Here is a 16494-nt window from a genome sequence, read left to right as displayed (position 1 = left end):
GAGGTAGACCGCACCAGAGACCGAAGCAGTTCAACATCACCGATAAGCTATCGCGGAAGTGAGCGAACAATGGGGCCAGCACCCGAAACAATCAGTACGACACCCGCAAGCGACTTGCCGACGAATGTTCCACCGGAGCGGGTCGTTGATTTCGACATGTACAACCCGCCCCACATCGACCAGGGCGCCCAGGAGGCGTGGAAGCACCTGCAAGATCCCGGCATGCGCGATCTTGTGTGGACCCCCCACAACGGCGGGCACTGGATCGCGACGCGGGGCTCACTGATCCAGCAGATGTTCACAGACTTCGAGCACTTTTCGAGCGAATGTCCCTTCCTGCCCCGCGAGGCGGGCGAAGAGTACAGTTTCATCCCCACCTCGATGGACCCGCCCGAGCAGCGACCGTACCGGCGCATTCTCAACGCGAGCGTCGGACCCCATACCATCGATCGCATCGGCGACGATATTAGGAAAACCGCGCGGGAACTGATTCGGGAGATCCGCGCCGCAGGCAGTTGCGACTTCACCAAGGAGTACGCGGAGGTCTTCCCGATCAGGATCTTCCTCATGATCGTCGACCTTCCGCTGAGTGATGCCCCGAAGTTGAAGTACATCGGGGACCAGATGACTAGGCCCGACGGCTCGATGAGTATGGGTGAGGCAATCGATCTCTTCTTCGAGTACTTGTCTCCCTTCATCGACGCTCGCATGGAGAAGCCGGGGGACGATGCGATCAGTACCGTGGTGCAAAGTCAGGTCAACGGTCGACCGATTACCAAGGACGAGGCCCTGAAGATCTGCGGCCTTCTGCTGCTGGCCGGGCTGGACACCGTGGTGAACTTTCTGAGCTTCACGATGCACTTTCTCGCCACGCATCCCGAGGAGCGGCGCGCCCTTGTCGCCGATCCGCAGCTGATTCCGACCGCCACCGAGGAGTTGCTGCGGCGCTTCGGGTTGGTATCCGATGCCCGGCTGATCAAGAAGGACATCACCGTCGACGGCGTGGACCTGAAATCGGGCGACATGGTGGCGCTGCCGACCGTGCTCTACGGCCTCGACGACCGCAAGAACAAGTGCCCGATGGATGTCGACTTCCGGCGTGAAGAAATTGATCACATCACGTTCGGTCACGGCGTGCACCACTGTGCAGGAGCGCATTTAGCGCGCGCGGAAATCCAGACGACCTTGGAAGAGTGGTTGACACAGATTCCCGACTTCGAGGTGTCCGACCCGTCGAGGGTGGGCTTCCAGTCAGGGATCGTGAGCTCCATGACCTCGGTTCCGCTGCGGTGGTCCACCGGCTAAGCGGGCCACTCGGACAGCGGCACAACGCCACTGGCGAGGGCAGGATCTCACGGCGACCGAGGGTATCGATTCATCAATCGCCGTGAGGTCCTTGTCATCGTGCGGCCCCTCGCCTCCGCAGGAATGTTCACCTCGCCTGCCTCGACCCCGAATCCGACGACGTCGATCGACGACCCGGTTCGGTCCGATCAACGGCCCCGATCGTCGCGGTCGTGATTCGTACCCGGACCGCTGGTCAAAGGCGGACTCGCGACCAACGAAGACGACCACTACCTTCCCACATCTACGTTGACGTTGACAAACGTGGGTACAGCTGCGATCCTCGTCACAGAGGAACGCGGTGCGCCGTCCGCGACAAGCGAGCGAGGCGGGAACGCCGGCCGCCGCCCCCCAGATTGGAGATGCACGCATGAGTAATTCGATGACCCGAGTCCAGCAAGCGCTGTCCGACCTCGCCGCTGGCCGCGCCGTTGTGCTCACGGGCAGTGCCGACGGGGATCCGGACGGCTACCTTCTCCTGGCGGCTGAGAAGGCATCCCCAGCCGCGCTCGCATCGATGGTCCGACACAGCTCGGGTTTCGTTTGCGCGGCGGTGCCCCGCCGTGTCTGCGATCGTCTCGGGTTGCCACCGATGGTAGGAACGATCCCCGAGCGAGCTAACGACTGGTACACGGTCTCGGTGGATGCGATCGTCGGGGTGGGTACCGGGATTTCTGCTGCCGACCGGGCTCGCACCCTCGCAACGCTCGCCAGTCCCGACAGCGCGGCTGGCGACTTCACCCGTCCCGGCCATGTCGTGCCGGCCCGAGCGCGCGAGAACGGAGTACTCGAGACTCGCGGTCCCGCGGAAGTCGTAACGGACCTCGCTCGCGCAGCCGGTCTGCACCCGGTCGGCGCCTTCGCTGCGCTTGTCTCGGAGAAAGATCCCACCCGCATCGCAAACGACGACGAATCCCGCGCATTCGCCCGGGCACACCGATTGACCTGGGTATCTGCGGACGACGTCGTCATCTACCGCCGTGCAGTCGAACTGCATGTCCGATGCACCTTCACCGTCACCCGGAAGAGCCCCTACGGCGACCTGCTCACTTCCGGATTTCGAAGCGACGCGACCGGCACCGATTACATCGCCTACCGAATCGGACGTCCCCACACCGCGGACGCTCCCTGGATTCACGTTCACCGGGAATCGGACTTCGCGCCGCATGCCGACGACGCGGACCCTGACCTTCAGGCGGTGTTCGCGCACATAGCCACCCATGGCGACGGTGTCGTACTGATTGAGCGCAACACGAACGGCCTCGATTCGTACACCCTTACCGCGCAGCAGCAGGACCGTAGACGCGTGGACCGGAATGCAGACGTCGCGCAGGTGATCCGTGAACTCGGGATCTCGTCGCCGCGGCTACTGGACCCGCCGGCCGATCTGCGCCGGACCCTGGAAATCATGGGTATCGAGGCCTCGGTGCTGTCCGAATCCGATTCGGGCTCGGCCGTGATCGAGAAGGTCGGCACCTCAGCGAGCACCAGCCATATCGTCACAGGGCTTGTGCGACATGGTGACCAGCGCGGTCGTGAACTCGGGTTCCCGACCGCAAATCTCGAACTCGACACAGAAGGCAGTGGCGCTTCTTCCGAAGTGCGCCTCGTCGACGGTGTGTGGGCAGGTCGCTGCGTGCTCCCCGACGGCAGGTCCATCGCCGCCGCGGTCTCTATCGGTCGCCGATCGACCTTCTACGGCCGTGTGGGAACGCGGCTGCTGGAGGCTCACTTGCTCGATTTCGATGAAGATCTGTACGACCTCGAGGTCACCGTGCACCTCGACCACTGGATTCGCGGCCAATCGACCTTCGCCTCGAAGGAAGAACTCGTTGCCGCGCTCGAGGACGATGTTCGACACACCCGGACGCTTCTCCCCAACGCTTCCGCGCCGGCGTGCAGCTGAGGTCGACCTGACCGGGCCGAAGTCTGTCGGCTTACGCCTGCGCGCGCTTCAACATTGCCCACCCTCTGGAGTCGATGATGCTCGGCGATAGCCAAGACCGTTTCGAACGCGCAATGCTGGAGTTCGCGCTTCGCTGGCACCCGTACGGTGGCGGGTCGAATCGACTGATCTTCGACGAGTTCGGCCTGAACCCGAGGCAGTACTTCGCAAGACTGGCGCGCATCCTAGACTCTGACCGCTCCATCACATCTGCGGCGACTCGACAGCGTATTCGGACCATCTGCCACGACCGGTTGCCCCCAACGGCGGGCGCCCGTGGGTTGATGGATTTCCCTCCATCTGTGCGCGTGGACGCCCCGTAGTCCGCCTCGACCACGCCACGCGGGCGATCCACAGTGTTCGCGTTTCAGCCACCCCTGATGGTGCCTCACAGTCAGCGCACGCCCCTGTGCGGAGGGGAATGCGCGGCGATCTGGAGCGCTTCGCGTATGCCGTTGCCGCCGGCACCGAGTTCGATCGCATTACGTAGGTGCAGTTTCAGGCCGGGGAGGTAGCGATGGTGTGGCGTTGCGTCCACGGCGAGGGCGATGAGTTCTTTGGTGACCGCGCGCAGGTTCTTGGTCTGCCAGGGAACGGCGCAGTACTCGCAGAAGGCTGCAAACGCTTGCGGGGAGATTCGGATCAGGGCGTGGAGGAATCCAGGTATCTCGTCCTCGAGGCGTTGCCGGTACGGGTCGTTTTCGACGAATCGTTCCCATAGTCGATTTCGGTCGGTATCGAGCACCGAATTCGCTGGAACCTGTTGCCGTTCAGAGGCGAGAGCGTACAGGTGCCCGGTTGTTTCGAAGAGGGTGTGCACCCCTAGTCCGGACACCAGCATGAGGACTTCGTGCACTTGATCGGCGGTTGCCCCCAGGTCCAGCGCCGTCTGCATGTGGCGTTTGGCCCCCTCGATGTCCAGCGTAGTCACGGACRACCGCACGCCGAGTTCGATGAAGGTACGGGTCAGGGGATCCAAGGGTTCTCCGTCGTCGACCTCGCGCAAGTGCGCGTCGGCGACGGCGTAGAGGTCGGCAAGGGTGAGTTCTTTGCCGATTGGTGGCGGCGCGGGGTCGGGAGGGTCGTCGGATTCGATCACTGTGGGACGGCTTCCGTGCGCAGGGTCTCCGCCGCGTCGGCCTGCAACTGTCGCGTGGCGAACTGTCCACACACGAGGGCCGTCCGCGGGAGTACCTCGGCGAGGTTGCTTGCTTGCGATCGGGCGGGAGCCTGATGGGGATTGCGGCGCATACCGCACACCACACCTCCGACGGCCAGGATGCGTCCGCTGACGTCGACACATCTCATGTCGGCCCCTCTTGAAGTCGGGTGGAGGCGGCGCTCGCCGTCGAGTGGCCCGCGATGGCTCGGGTCTCTCGTCGTTCGACGGTATGCGACAACACGTATTGCGTCAACGTTGAAGTTGATTTACGTCAACGTTGATAGATTTCTTTTCGCTTGCCGCGTAGCATCCCCTGTGTGGCCAGAACACCAGTGACGAGAAGCAGCGGGATGAGCCGCCGCCGCCGTAGTGCGCAGAACGATAGTAGCCCGAGCTATCAAGCGAAGCGCCGTGAACTCTTGCAGACGGCGGCTGATGTTTTTCAAGAGAAGGGTTACGACGCCGCCACGTTGAACGACATTGCAGAGCGCTTCGGTACCGACCGAGCGTCGATCTACTACTACTTCGCCAGTAAGAAGGAATTGTTCCAGGCGCTGTTCCACGATGTTGTGGCCGGCGTTCTGGACGAAAACCTCCGTGCTGCAGCAGAGGTCGCGGAGTTGGACGTTGACGCCCCGGAGAAGCTCCGCCGCCTGGTCGAACTGCAGATGCTCTCGTACGAGAACAATTATCCTTACGTGTACCTCTACATCCAGGAGGACATGGCGAAGCTCGAGTTCCAGTCGACGCCGTGGGCGAAGGATATGCTGCGAAAAACCAAGCGGTTCGAGTCGATCGTCGCCGGTGTTCTCGAGCAGGGGGTCGCGGAAGGGACCTTCCGTGAGGACGTTCCGACTGCGCTGATGGCCAAAGCGTTGTTTGGCATGATCAACTGGACCCATCGGTGGCTCAAGCCCGGCGCGCACAGGGTGGACGCCAAACAGACCATCGACGCGTTCTGCGCCCTGTTCTTCGAAGGCGCGCTGGTCAGTTCCGGCTAATTCCACCCAGAATTTCGCCCCCGGCGAGAAGGGGTGCCGCGAGTACGTGACTGCATCTCGTCCCGCGGCACGTCCACCGCTCGGCTACCGACCGGTCCACTGCGGCTTTCGCTTCTCGGCGAACGCAGCTCGCCCCTCGAGCCGGTCGGCGCTGGCCGCGTAGGCTTCGATGGGCTCATAGCGGGTCGCCAATGCGATCTCCAGGGGCCAGTCCAGTCGGGACAGTACGGCATCCTTGGCTGCCTGTACCGCGAGTGGAGATGCGGCCGCAATTCGCTCGGCCCACTGGTCGGCGGCCTTATCGAGTTGCTCGGGTGCGACGACCTCGTTGACGAGTCCGTATCGTTCGGCGTCGACGGCGGTGATGYGGTCACCGGTGAGGATCATCGCCATGGCGATGTGATGCGGGAGTTGCCGGATCGCGCGGTGCATGATGCCTGCCTCGCCGATGATCCCGACCTTCGTTTCCGGCATGCCGAACTGGGCGTTGTCCGCTGCCACGATGACGTCCGCGCACATTGCCAGCTCGAATCCGCCGCCGATGGCATAGCCCTGCACAGCGGCGACGAGAGGTTTGCGCAGCTTCAGCAGGGGGCCACCGACGCCGGTGAGTCCACCGCCGAGCGCCATTCTGCGTCCGTCGCCTTCCGTGCCGCCGCTCACGTCGGCGCCGGCGCAGAACGCCTTCTCGCCGGAGGCGGACAGCACGGCCACCCACAGGTCGGGGTCGTTATTGATTTCGGTCCACGCCTCGTACAACGCCTGGTCCATTTCGGCGTTGATCGAGTTCAGCGCTTTGGGCCGGTCGAGTGTGACGCGGGCGATGTGGCCGTCGCGGGTGAACGTTACTCCGCTGGTCATGGTGTTGCCTTTCCTGACGGTGTTGATGAAGAGGAGGGGGGGAGATCGGCCGGGGCGCGGTAGGAGGCGATGGCTGCCTTCAGGCCGACGTCCGCGATGAAGGCCCGCACCTCCGCCACCGAGGGCGACAGATGCAGTAGCGCATCCATTTCTGCGCCGCCCTGCGCTGCGGTGCGTACCCCCATGGCCTCCATTGCGCGATTGACCGACAGCTTCTTGATGCGCAGGAGATCGGAGGGAATCTTCGCTATCTGGGCGGCCAATCGTTCGACGGTCTCGATCAGCGTTTCCGCCGGGACGGCTCGGTTGGCCCAACCCCACGCGACCGCGGTGTCACCGTCGATCGAGTTGCCGGCGATGAAGGCGAGTTCCTTCGCCCGCTTGGGTCCGACCAGCGGCGCCCACAGCGGGGCGATGTATCCCCCACCCAGCGGCACGGCCGGTTCGCCGATGCGCGCATCGTGAGCCACAATCGTGAGATCGGTGAACACACACATCTGGGTGGCACCCGCGATGCAGTAGCCGTGGACTGCGGCAATCACCGGCTTCGGGTGGTCCCAAATCGCCAGGTAACGGTTGACGTTGCGCGCCAGCCGTTCCCGATCCGAGACCGGGTCCTTCGTGGTGGTGTATTCGCCGACCTGGTCGATGTCGTAGCCGGCGGAGAAGCCCTTGCCTTCACCGCGGATCCCCACGACGGGTCCGCCGGTGGTGGCGAGTTGCTCGAGCGCGTCACTGAACTCGCCGAGGAGCGCATTCGAGAGCGCGTTCGCTTTGTCCGGACGGTCGAGGACGATCCAGCTGATCGGCCCGCGATGCTCAATGCGTAGGTACTCGTACTCGGTGTCCACTGCGGCGGTACCGGTGGGCGCGGTCATGCCGAGGCACGCCCGATCGGGATCTGCTTCTTGACGTGGAAGTCGACGACTCCGGCGGCACGCAGCTCGCGCCGGGTGAAGCGCCAACCGTGCTCATCGTCGCGCACCAGGACATCGTGGTACTGGCCGAAGAAGTGACCGTCCCGCTTGCCCTCCTTGGTGTACTGATGCCACGCGTACAGCACCGACCGGACGGTTGCGGTGCGCAGCTCCTCATCGAAGTCGACCACGACGTTGGAGACGTGATGACTGGTGGCGCTGAAGAAAGTGCCGATTCCGTCGAGGGTCTTCCGATAGGCCTGACGTCCCTCGGCGCCGAAGTCGGGTCCGTACGCGACGTAGCAGTCTGAGGTGAACAGGGCCGCGAGATCGTCGGGCTGGTTCATGTCGAGGTAGTACGCGTAGTCGTACAGCACTCGTTCAACTTTCTGGGTCTCGAGGAGCTCGGTCAGTTCTCGACTCGAGAGTGCACTGGTAGTCATTGTGTTTTTCCTCCATGTGACGGGGCAGCCAGTGGCGAGAGCGAGTTCTCGGCGCCAGGCATGTCTGGGGCGGAGCTGTACTGCGGCGCCCTAGACGAGAAGCTACCAAGAATCTACACCGATTATCAACGCTTGTGTAGACACAGCGAGTACTTGTCCTCCACTCCCCTACCGATCTCTGCATCAGCATCTCAGCACGTCAAGATGCAACACCGGATCAACCGCAACTCGAATGGTCTGTCAACATTTTCGTAGAATTTAGTCAACGCTATAGTTGACAGCGAGTCGTGATCGGTGGACCATCATCTTGTAGAGCGATGCACGTCACATGCGACGGACGGAGACATCACGACTACCTGAAGTCGGCGCCGCTTCCTCTGACACCTCGACGAGACAGACGCTGACCGCACCAACCCACCCGGCAAAAATCGAAGAACCCCCAGCCAGACCCCACGCACCCGCTCAGGCAATCCCCTGACGCCGAGAAGGATGACCCGATGACACTCACCGAGCCCACCACAGTGATCGATCCGGGGCATTTCCGTAGCGTGCTCGGCCACTTCCCGACGGGCGTGGTGGCTATCACCTCTACCGATTCCGCGGGCATGCCGGTCGGCATGGCCGTCGGTTCCTTCACCTCGGTGTCGCTGGATCCAGCACTGGTTGCTTTCCTCCCGGACAAGGGCTCGAGTACCTTCCCGAAGATCCGCGAAGCCGGCCGCTTCTGCGTCAATGTGCTCGGCGCCGGTCAGCAGGATGTCTGCCGTAGTTTGGCACTGAAGGGCTCGGACAAATTCGCGGCGATTTCCTGGTCACCGACACCGCACGGCGATCCGCGTATCCACGATTCGATCGCGTGGATCGACTGCACCATCGACACGATCCATGACGCCGGTGACCACTTCCTGGYCATCGGCCGGGTCACATCTCTCGAGGTCGATGAGGCGAACTCACCACTCATCTTCTTCCAGGGTGGCTACGGGTGCTTCTCGTCGACTTCTCTCACTGCCCCCGGTGAGGCTGATCTGCTGCGGCCGCTGAGCATCGTCGATCAGGCCCGCCCGGAGATGGACGCGGTCGCTCACGAATTGGGAGTGGAGTGCTGCGCCTCGGTCGCGATCAGGGATCAATTGGTCCTGGTCGGCAGCAGCATGTCAAGCGCTCTTCACACGTCTCCGCACATCCGCCTCGGGCAGCGGATGCCCTTCGTACCCCCCCTCGCATTACCACTGATGGCGTGGGCCGAGGGACGCGAATTCGACAGATGGATCGGACGTGGTGGAGAGACGCTCGATCGAGACCTGCTCGTGCAGGCAGTGTCCCGCGTCCGCGACCGCGGCTGGTCGCTCGTGCTTCGCAGCGACGCCCAGGTGCGCTTCGAAGGTGCTGTTGCGCGTCTGCCGCTGACCGGGGCCACGGGTGATCTGGCAGCCGACGTTACCGAAGCCGCCCGCGGACTGAGCCTCGAGGGATACGAACCTGCCGAGATCGATCCGGCAGCACCGTATGACGTCCGGATCATCAGTGCTCCGGTATTCGGTAAGAACGGGCAGCCAGTGCTCTTGCTGAGTCTCTACCAACTCCCCCGCCAGTTGTCCGGAGCGGTGGTCGAGCAGTATCGCGATCGATTGATATCGGCGGCCGAGACGGTCACTGCGACGCTGGGCGGGCACACGCCCTCCACGGCGTAATCGGACTACCCAGGGGACGGGGTTCAGTGACAATGAAGGAAAAGCGATTGCCCGGCCTCCTGATCGCCAACCGCGGCGAAGTCGCGCTGAGGATCATCCGCACCGCCCGCGACCGCGGCTTTCACACCGTCGCGGTACATCATGGCGACGAGTCTGATGCGTTCCACGTGCGAGCSGCGGACGAGGCGCGCCTACTGCCGGGGCGCGGTGCCGCCGCCTACCTCGACATCGAGCAGATAGTGCGCGCAGCCCACACGTCCGGATGCACCATGCTCCATCCCGGGTACGGTTTTGCGAGCGAGAATCCGGATCTCGCGGACGCCTGTGCGCGAACAGGTATCACGTTCGTGGGGCCCAACTCCCAAACTCTGAGGCTCTTCGGTGACAAGGCAGCGACACGGGCGCTGGCCGAGGAGGCCGGAGTTCCCGTCCTTCCTGCGACGAGTGGCGCAACGGGTCTTCCGGAGGCACTGGCCTTCATGGACGCGCAATCGGGTGCACCCGTCATCGTGAAGGCACTCGGTGGCGGCGGCGGCCGCGGAATACGTGTCGTCACCTGCGCCGCGGACCTCGACCGTGCGCTGGAGCGATGCAGGTCCGAGGCGCTGCGCGGTTTCGGGCAAGCGGACGTTTATGTCGAGCGGTATCTACCGCGGGCACGGCACATCGAGGTGCAGGTGCTCGGCGATGGTGTCAGCGAGCCAATACACCTGTGGGACCGCGAATGTACGATCCAGCGCCGCCATCAAAAGCTCATCGAGATTGCACCGGCCCCGAACCTGCCGGACACGACGAGGTCGGCTCTGTTGCAGTCCGCACTCGCCCTCGCACGGGCCACCGGCTTCCGAGGTGCCTGTACCTTCGAGTTCCTCGTCGACGCCGATTCCCCCGACCTGTACTACTTCATCGAAGGAAATCCTCGGCTGCAGGTCGAACACGGCGTCACCGAAGAGATCACGGGTGTCGACCTCGTCGCCGCCCAGCTCGCGCTCGCGGACGGGGTGTCGCTGACGGACCAGGGTCTGTCTCAGGAGTCGATCGGTGGCCCGCGCGGGATCGCTGTCGAAGCGCGAGTCACCCTCGAACCCGCGGCCACCACATCACGGCAGATCACCCAGTTCGATCTGCCCGCCGGGCCGGGTATTCGCGTGGAAACTCACGGCCACACCGGTATGGAGGCCACCAACGACTACGACCCGCTCCTGGCCAAGATCATCGTTCACCGCCGGGACGTCGGCCTGGCCGATGTTCTCGATCACCTCGAGGCGCAACTGAGCCAAGTCGTCGTCGAGGGAGTACCGACGAACGTGGCCTTGCTTCGGTCGGTGCTGGCCGACCCCGGAATTCGACAGGGTGCGATGACGACCAGCTTCGTCGACGAGCACCTGCTCGCACGTGCGCCGGCGGCCGAGGGCACCCACGCGGCCGAACTGTTCGCACCATCGGCCGGCACGGTGGTGGCGGTCGCCGCCGAAAGCGGGCAGTGGGTCGAGCGAGGCGACCCGATAGCGGTTCTCGAGGCGATGAAAATGGAGTACGAAATCATTGCCCCGTCGGCCGGCAGGCTGGGGAGGGTGACGGTCATGGTCGGCGACAGCGTCGCCGAGGGAGCGACAGTCGCAACCCTCGCCACTCTCGACGGCACGTCGGAGGCCACCACGAGCGCCCCACCCGAACTGCCCGATCCGGATGAAACCCGCGCCGATGTCGCCGACATCAAACGCCGCCACGAGGCCGGGCTCGATTTCGCCCGCCCCGATGCCATCACACGAAGGCACGATGCCGGCAAACGCACCGCACGAGAGAACCTCGCGGACCTGTTCGACCCCAGCTCCTTTCGTGAATACGGACCGCTTCTCATCGCCGCACAGCGTCGGCGACGGTCCCTGGACGACCTGGAAGCCAATACCCCCGCCGACGGTCTCGTCGCTGGCTTCGGCCGAGTGAACGCGTCCGGACTCGGCGCAGAAGTCCCCGACGTCGCCGCGCTCGCCTACGACTACACCGTGTTGGCGGGCACCCAGGGGCTGCAGAACCACAAGAAGGCCGAGCGGATGTTCGAACTCGCCCGGCGACGGGGCTCTCCAGTGGTCATCTTCGCCGAAGGCGGTGGTGGACGTCCCGGGGACACCGACAACCAGGCCAAGGCGACCGGGATGGACTTGGGGACCTTCGTTGCGTTGGGTCGCCTCAACGGGCATGTTCCTACAGTGGGAATTGCGTCCGGACGTTGCTTCGCGGGTAACGCCGCGCTGCTCGGCGCATGTGACGTCGTCATTGCAACCCGCGACGCGAACATCGGAATGGGTGGTCCGGCCATGATCGAGGGCGGAGGCCTGGGGGTGTTCGCGCCCGAGGCGATCGGGCCCGCTCCGGCCCAGGCGGCCAACGGTGTTGTCGATGTTCTCATCGACGACGAGGCTGCCGCCGTGGCCGTTGCCAGGAAGTACATCGGCTACTTCCAGGGCTCTACCCGGCAATGGTCCTGCGCCGATCAACGCCGGCTACGCAACGCCGTACCCGAGAGACGATCGCGGGTGTTCGACATTCGTGCACTCATCCACACCCTCGCCGATGACGACTCAGTCCTCGAACTGCGAGAAATGTTCGGGCAGGGAATGGTCACTTGTCTGGCGCKGGTAGAGGGGCGACCACTGGGCATCGTCGCCAACGACGGACGTCACCGCGGCGGTGCCATCGACAGCGCCGGAGCGGACAAGATGGCGCGCTTCCTCCGACTCTGTGACACCTACGGCCTGCCGATTCTCTCCCTCTGCGACACCCCGGGATTCATGGTGGGGCCCGAAGCGGAAGAGACGGCCATGGTGCGGCATGTCAGCCGGCTCTTCGTCACCGGCCCCAATCTCTCTGTTCCACTGTGCGCGATCATCGTCCGCAAGTCCTACGGGCTCGGAGGGCAGGCCATGGCCGGTGGAAGTTTCCGCGTCCCGGACGCGATGCTCGCCTGGCCGACCGGAGAGCTGGGCGCGATGGGCCCCGAGGGCGCGGTGCGGCTCGGATTCCGCAGAGAACTGGACGCGATCGACGACCCGCATGAGAGGGAGCAGACCTTTCGGTCCCTTCTGGCCGACTACGAGGCGCAGGGCCGTGCCACGAATGCGGCATCGGTGTTCGAAATCGACGACGTCATCGATCCGGCTGACACGCGAGCATGGATCGTGGGGACCTTCGACCGCGCGGAAAGCCGATCCGCCGAGGGGGTTCGGCGGTATCTCGATACATGGTGACAAACACCGAGGTGCCCGTCTCCGCTGGAGACGGGCACCTGCTAGTCGTCAGTCTTCGAGCTCCGCGCGGTGCTGCTCCCGATCGACACCGCGAATAGTGAGGAGGGCGACCACACTGACCGCGGCGCAACCCAAGGTGTAGTACGCCGCGGACAACGGATCGCCGGTCGCCGAAGCCAACCAGGTGATGATGTACGGTGCCGTGCCTCCGAACAACGCCACCGAAAGTGCGTAGGTGACGGAGATTCCGGTGGCACGGCTTCGTGTGGGGAATCGTTCCGAGAGGAAAGCCGGCATGGGCCCGCCCACCGCACCGATGAGCACACCGGCGATCGCCAGCGCGATCAATCCGCCCCGAAAACCGAAGCCGAGCATCGCGTAGAGCGGGTAGGACAGAGCCACGACGGCAACCGAACCCCACAACAGAACGGGACGGCGACCCACTCGATCGGACAAGGCGCCGAAAACCGGCATGAAGATTGCCGCGACGAGCCCGGTGATCAACGCGAGCAGATACGAGCGTTCGAAAGACATCTCGAAACTCTTCGACAAGAACGCCGGCATCCCGACCATGAAGGTGTTACCGACCGCGTTGTACACCACGACGGCGCCCATCGTCACGAGAAGATAGACCGGGGAACGTCTCTGCGGTGCCGACGAGGCGTCGGAGGCGGCGCGTTCGACTGTCATCTGCTTGAAGTGTGGGGTCTCGTCCACGCGCATCCGCAGATAGAGGATGACGACACCCATCGGGGCCGCGAGCAGGAAACCGATTCGCCACCCCCACGACGTGAGCTGATCCTCGGACAGGACGGTCGCCAGAATCGTTGCCACGCCACCACCGAGAACGAACCCCAACGTTGTACCTACGAACGACCAGGAACCGTACACGCCCCGCTTGTTCGACGGTGCGGATTCCACCATGAGAGAGACCGCGCCACCCATCTCTCCGCCCGCGGACAGGCCCTGACCCACCCGACAGAGGGTGAGCAGAACCGGCGCCAGCACCCCGACCTGGGCGTGGGTGGGCAGAAGACCTATGACCGTGGTAGCCACCGCCATCAGGCCGATGATCATCGCCAGCACAGGTCGGCGTCCGACTCGATCGGTCAGACGACCGAAGGCGACCGCACCGACGGGCCTGAGGAAGAACGCCAGCGCGAACACGAGAAACGTCGACAAGATCGCCGCTGTCGGATTGTCGGAGGGGAAGAACAACGGCGCGAAAACCGGTGCCATATATGCGTAAATGGCGAATTCGTACCACTCGGCGAGGTTGCCGAGGGACCCGGCGATCAGCGCCTTTCGGGAGGCACGGAGATCGAGCACTCTTTCCGCGGAAGAATTGGGAGTAACGGCATAAGTCATTGCGATTCCGTTCTGGTGAGAGCCAGTGAACCACCGAGATGTGGGATCGGCCGATGCCGGTGTGATGCACGGCACAGCCGAAAGCGAGAATCCCACACCCACCCCACCGTGTCAACAGCAGCGTAGACAGCTCTGCCCGCCTCACGCCGATCCGTACCGCTCGGCGCTTTCAACTCAAGCGTTGACAAACGTCTACGCAGACTGCAACCATAAGAACAACGAAAATCAACACGAACGTTGAACAAATCATCGTGCGTGGCGCTTTGCCACTACAACGTTCGGGCACCCGCGAGAGGTAGCAACTATGCAGACAGCCAGCCCCGCCCCATCTACGGCCGTGACCGAGTCGAGCCAGTTCAACCCGGATCGCCTGAGCGAGGCCGAGGTACGGACCGCGGTCTCCATCGCGAACGTTCCCGCTCTGCTGATGGTGGTCTACCAGATGACCGGGGACGAGAAGTGGCTCGAGGAGCCCTACCGGCCCACCCGCGGCAAGGGTCTCGGCGACCACGACTCGGGAGGGCTCTCCGACGAGATCCAGGACGAGATTCGTCAGGCCGCAGTGCAGGCGATCCTGGACTTCCAGTCCGGGGTCGAACCGGTGATCGAGACGCCAACAGCCGAACAGACCGTCCGCATGATCAGCGTCTGTATGGGTGAGCCCGTTGCGGACCAGTACGGTCCGATGCTGTCTCTGGAGCTGGCGCGCCGAGCGGCGCCGAACGCACCCGAACTCGCCCTCGAACCCGTCACTCCCCCCGTCGGATTCAACGTCATCGTGATCGGAACGGGCGTCGCCGGCATCGCCGCGGCCCAACAGCTCGAAGACATGGGCATCGACTACGTGATCCTCGAGAAGCAGCCAGAGGCGGGAGGGAACTGGTGGCAGAATACCTACCCCGGCGCCGGCGTCGACACGCCCAGCCATCTGTATTCCTTCTCCTTCGCCAAGAACGACTGGAACACCCACTTCGAACTGCGCAACGAACTCCAGGAATACTTCGGGCGCGTCCTCAAGGACGTCGGTGGCAACGAACGAGTCCGATACAGCACCGAGGTTCTCGCCGCGACCTACGACGAGACGTCACGGGCGTGGAGTGTCGACGTACGAAACCCTGACGGATCGATCGAAACTCTGCGTTCCAATGTCGTCATCAGCGCCGTCGGAGTTCTCAATCGGCCGGTGACGCCGACCCTCCCCGGCATGGATACCTTCCGTGGAACGAGTTTTCACTCCGCCGACTGGCCCGAGGGACTCGACCTCGACGGTAAGCGGGTTGCCATCGTCGGCACCGGTGCGAGTTCGATGCAGATCACTCCCGCCATCGCGGATCGGGTCGAGCACCTCACGGTGTTTCAGCGTTCCCCGCAATGGGTGGCACCCTTCGAGAAGTTCCGGATGCCCATTCCCATGGAACTTCGCCGGCTGTTACAGTCGTGCCCGCTCTATCACAGCTGGTACTGGATTCGGCTGTTCTGGCAGTTCGGCGACAAGGTTATCGAGTCCCTTCGCGTCGACCCGGAGTGGGAGCATCCCGAGCGGTCCGTCAACGCTCGCAATGACGCCCACCGCGAGTACTTCACCCGGTACATCACCGCTCAGGTCGGCGACCGTACCGACCTCCTCGACAAGGTGATGCCGGACTACCCCCCGTTCGGCAAGCGGATCCTGCTCGACAACGGCTGGTACGAGGCGCTGCGGCGGGACAACGTCGACCTGATCAACGAGTCGGTCGCCGCCGTGACCGAGACCGGGCTCGTCAGCGCGTCGGGAGCCGCGATCGACGCAGACGTCATCATCTGGGCGACGGGGTTCGAGGCCGCTCGCTTTGTCTCCTCACTCGACGTGCGCGGGGTGGACGGGCTGTCGCTGAGGGAAGCATGGAACGACGACGATCCGCGGGCGTATCTGGGCGTCTCGGTTCCCCAGTTCCCCAATTTCTTCATGCTCGGCGGCCCGAACTCCTTCCCCGGTAGCGGCAGCTTCATGTTCTTCATGGAAGTTCAAATGCGCTACATCCGGGGACTACTGACCGAAATGTTCCAACAGAACATCGCGGCGATCGACGCACGAACCGATGCAAACGACAAATACAACGAGCTTGTCGACACCACTCACGCCCGCACCGTCTGGACCCACCGTGGGATGTCGACCTACTACCGCAACTCACGCGGGCGCGTCGTCTTCGTCATGCCCTTCCTCAACGTCGAATACTGGGAGATGACTCGACGGCCGGATCTGGAAAACTACACGATCCGCTGACGAACGGATACGCGACGGTCGGACTCGCGCCGCTGCTCGTCTTCGGACGCCGAGCGTACGGGTAACGGTAGGGGACGGATGCTGATAGAGCGTCCCTCCCCTACCCTTCGTTGTGCTGTCGAGGCCAGGCTCGGCTAGGGCACCCAGGGTAATCCAGGAGCCTCCGCGTTGTGACCTCACCGCCCGGTGCGTGAGGAGGGCGCCGACATGCTGCTCCCTTCGTGCCGATCGCACGCGGGTGATGTTTCGCC

Annotated in this window: 13 protein-coding genes; 7 read left to right on the top strand and 6 right to left on the bottom strand. The window is 63.8% G+C overall.

Annotation, left to right across the window (positions count from 1 at the left end):
• Nucleotides 1-156: 156 nt before the first annotated feature.
• The 3 genes from AC1DWT_RS31305 to AC1DWT_RS31295 all read left to right on the top strand — a co-directional run bounded on the left by AC1DWT_RS31305 (nucleotide 157) and on the right by AC1DWT_RS31295 (nucleotide 3612).
• Nucleotides 157-1305: a cytochrome P450 gene (locus AC1DWT_RS31305; RefSeq protein WP_477923639.1), complete on the top strand. Its 1149-nt coding sequence runs from the start codon at nucleotides 157-159 to the stop codon at nucleotides 1303-1305.
• Between the two features lie 409 nt (nucleotides 1306-1714).
• Nucleotides 1715-3250: a 3,4-dihydroxy-2-butanone-4-phosphate synthase gene (locus AC1DWT_RS31300; RefSeq protein ID WP_477923637.1), complete on the top strand. Its 1536-nt coding sequence runs from the start codon at nucleotides 1715-1717 to the stop codon at nucleotides 3248-3250.
• Nucleotides 3251-3324: 74 nt separating this feature from the next.
• Nucleotides 3325-3612 carry a DUF3263 domain-containing protein gene (locus tag AC1DWT_RS31295; RefSeq protein WP_477923636.1) on the top strand — a complete coding sequence of 96 codons (288 nt, stop codon included), beginning with the start codon at nucleotides 3325-3327 and terminating at the stop codon, nucleotides 3610-3612.
• A gap of 71 nt (nucleotides 3613-3683) precedes the next feature.
• Here AC1DWT_RS31295 and AC1DWT_RS31290 read toward each other — a convergent pair whose 3' ends face one another.
• Together AC1DWT_RS31290 and AC1DWT_RS31285 are read right to left on the bottom strand one after the other, a co-directional pair.
• The gene (locus AC1DWT_RS31290; RefSeq protein ID WP_477923635.1) at nucleotides 3684-4388 is read right to left on the bottom strand and encodes a carboxymuconolactone decarboxylase family protein; all 705 of its coding nucleotides are present in this window, start codon (nucleotides 4386-4388) and stop codon (nucleotides 3684-3686) included.
• On the bottom strand, nucleotides 4385-4597 hold the full coding sequence (locus AC1DWT_RS31285; RefSeq protein ID WP_477923634.1) for a hypothetical protein: 213 nt from the start codon (nucleotides 4595-4597) through the stop codon (nucleotides 4385-4387). Before AC1DWT_RS31285 ends, AC1DWT_RS31290 begins: the two co-directional genes overlap by 4 nt.
• A gap of 171 nt (nucleotides 4598-4768) precedes the next feature.
• Between AC1DWT_RS31285 and AC1DWT_RS31280 the strand changes: the two genes are divergently transcribed.
• Nucleotides 4769-5452, top strand: coding sequence for a TetR/AcrR family transcriptional regulator (locus tag AC1DWT_RS31280; RefSeq protein ID WP_283541014.1), 684 nt, complete (start codon nucleotides 4769-4771; stop codon nucleotides 5450-5452).
• Between the two features lie 84 nt (nucleotides 5453-5536).
• On the opposite strand, the gene AC1DWT_RS31275 is transcribed toward AC1DWT_RS31280, so the two are convergent.
• From AC1DWT_RS31275 to AC1DWT_RS31265, 3 genes are read right to left on the bottom strand one after another with little or no spacing between them, the layout of a single operon-like run.
• A complete protein-coding gene (locus AC1DWT_RS31275; RefSeq protein ID WP_477923632.1) occupies nucleotides 5537-6313 on the bottom strand; it encodes an enoyl-CoA hydratase-related protein in 777 nt (258 codons plus the stop codon).
• Nucleotides 6310-7191, bottom strand: coding sequence for an enoyl-CoA hydratase-related protein (locus AC1DWT_RS31270; protein WP_141471893.1), 882 nt, complete (start codon nucleotides 7189-7191; stop codon nucleotides 6310-6312). The genes AC1DWT_RS31275 and AC1DWT_RS31270 overlap by 4 nt, the downstream gene beginning before the upstream one ends.
• On the bottom strand, nucleotides 7188-7673 hold the full coding sequence (locus AC1DWT_RS31265; RefSeq protein WP_105418311.1) for a nuclear transport factor 2 family protein: 486 nt from the start codon (nucleotides 7671-7673) through the stop codon (nucleotides 7188-7190). Before AC1DWT_RS31265 ends, AC1DWT_RS31270 begins: the two co-directional genes overlap by 4 nt.
• Nucleotides 7674-8170: 497 nt before the next feature.
• Between AC1DWT_RS31265 and AC1DWT_RS31260 the strand changes: the two genes are divergently transcribed.
• A complete protein-coding gene (locus AC1DWT_RS31260) occupies nucleotides 8171-9364 on the top strand; it encodes a flavin reductase (RefSeq protein ID WP_477923629.1) in 1194 nt (397 codons plus the stop codon).
• 32 nt (nucleotides 9365-9396) lie between these two features.
• The gene (locus tag AC1DWT_RS31255) at nucleotides 9397-12612 is read left to right on the top strand and encodes a carboxyl transferase domain-containing protein (RefSeq protein WP_477923627.1); all 3216 of its coding nucleotides are present in this window, start codon (nucleotides 9397-9399) and stop codon (nucleotides 12610-12612) included.
• 48 nt (nucleotides 12613-12660) lie between these two features.
• On the opposite strand, the gene AC1DWT_RS31250 is transcribed toward AC1DWT_RS31255, so the two are convergent.
• The gene (locus AC1DWT_RS31250) at nucleotides 12661-13980 is read right to left on the bottom strand and encodes an MFS transporter (protein ID WP_477923625.1); all 1320 of its coding nucleotides are present in this window, start codon (nucleotides 13978-13980) and stop codon (nucleotides 12661-12663) included.
• A gap of 304 nt (nucleotides 13981-14284) precedes the next feature.
• On the opposite strand from AC1DWT_RS31250, the gene AC1DWT_RS31245 reads away from it, so the two are divergent.
• Complete coding sequence (locus tag AC1DWT_RS31245; protein WP_477923623.1) at nucleotides 14285-16243, top strand: flavin-containing monooxygenase; 1959 nt, start codon at nucleotides 14285-14287, stop codon at nucleotides 16241-16243.
• The last annotated feature ends 251 nt before the right edge of the window (nucleotides 16244-16494 follow it).

It is taken from the genome of Rhodococcus sp. P4_B6, from assembly GCF_056402215.1.
The sequence above is the reverse complement of the archived record's forward strand: the minus strand, read 5'-3'. Positions and strand labels throughout refer to the sequence as shown.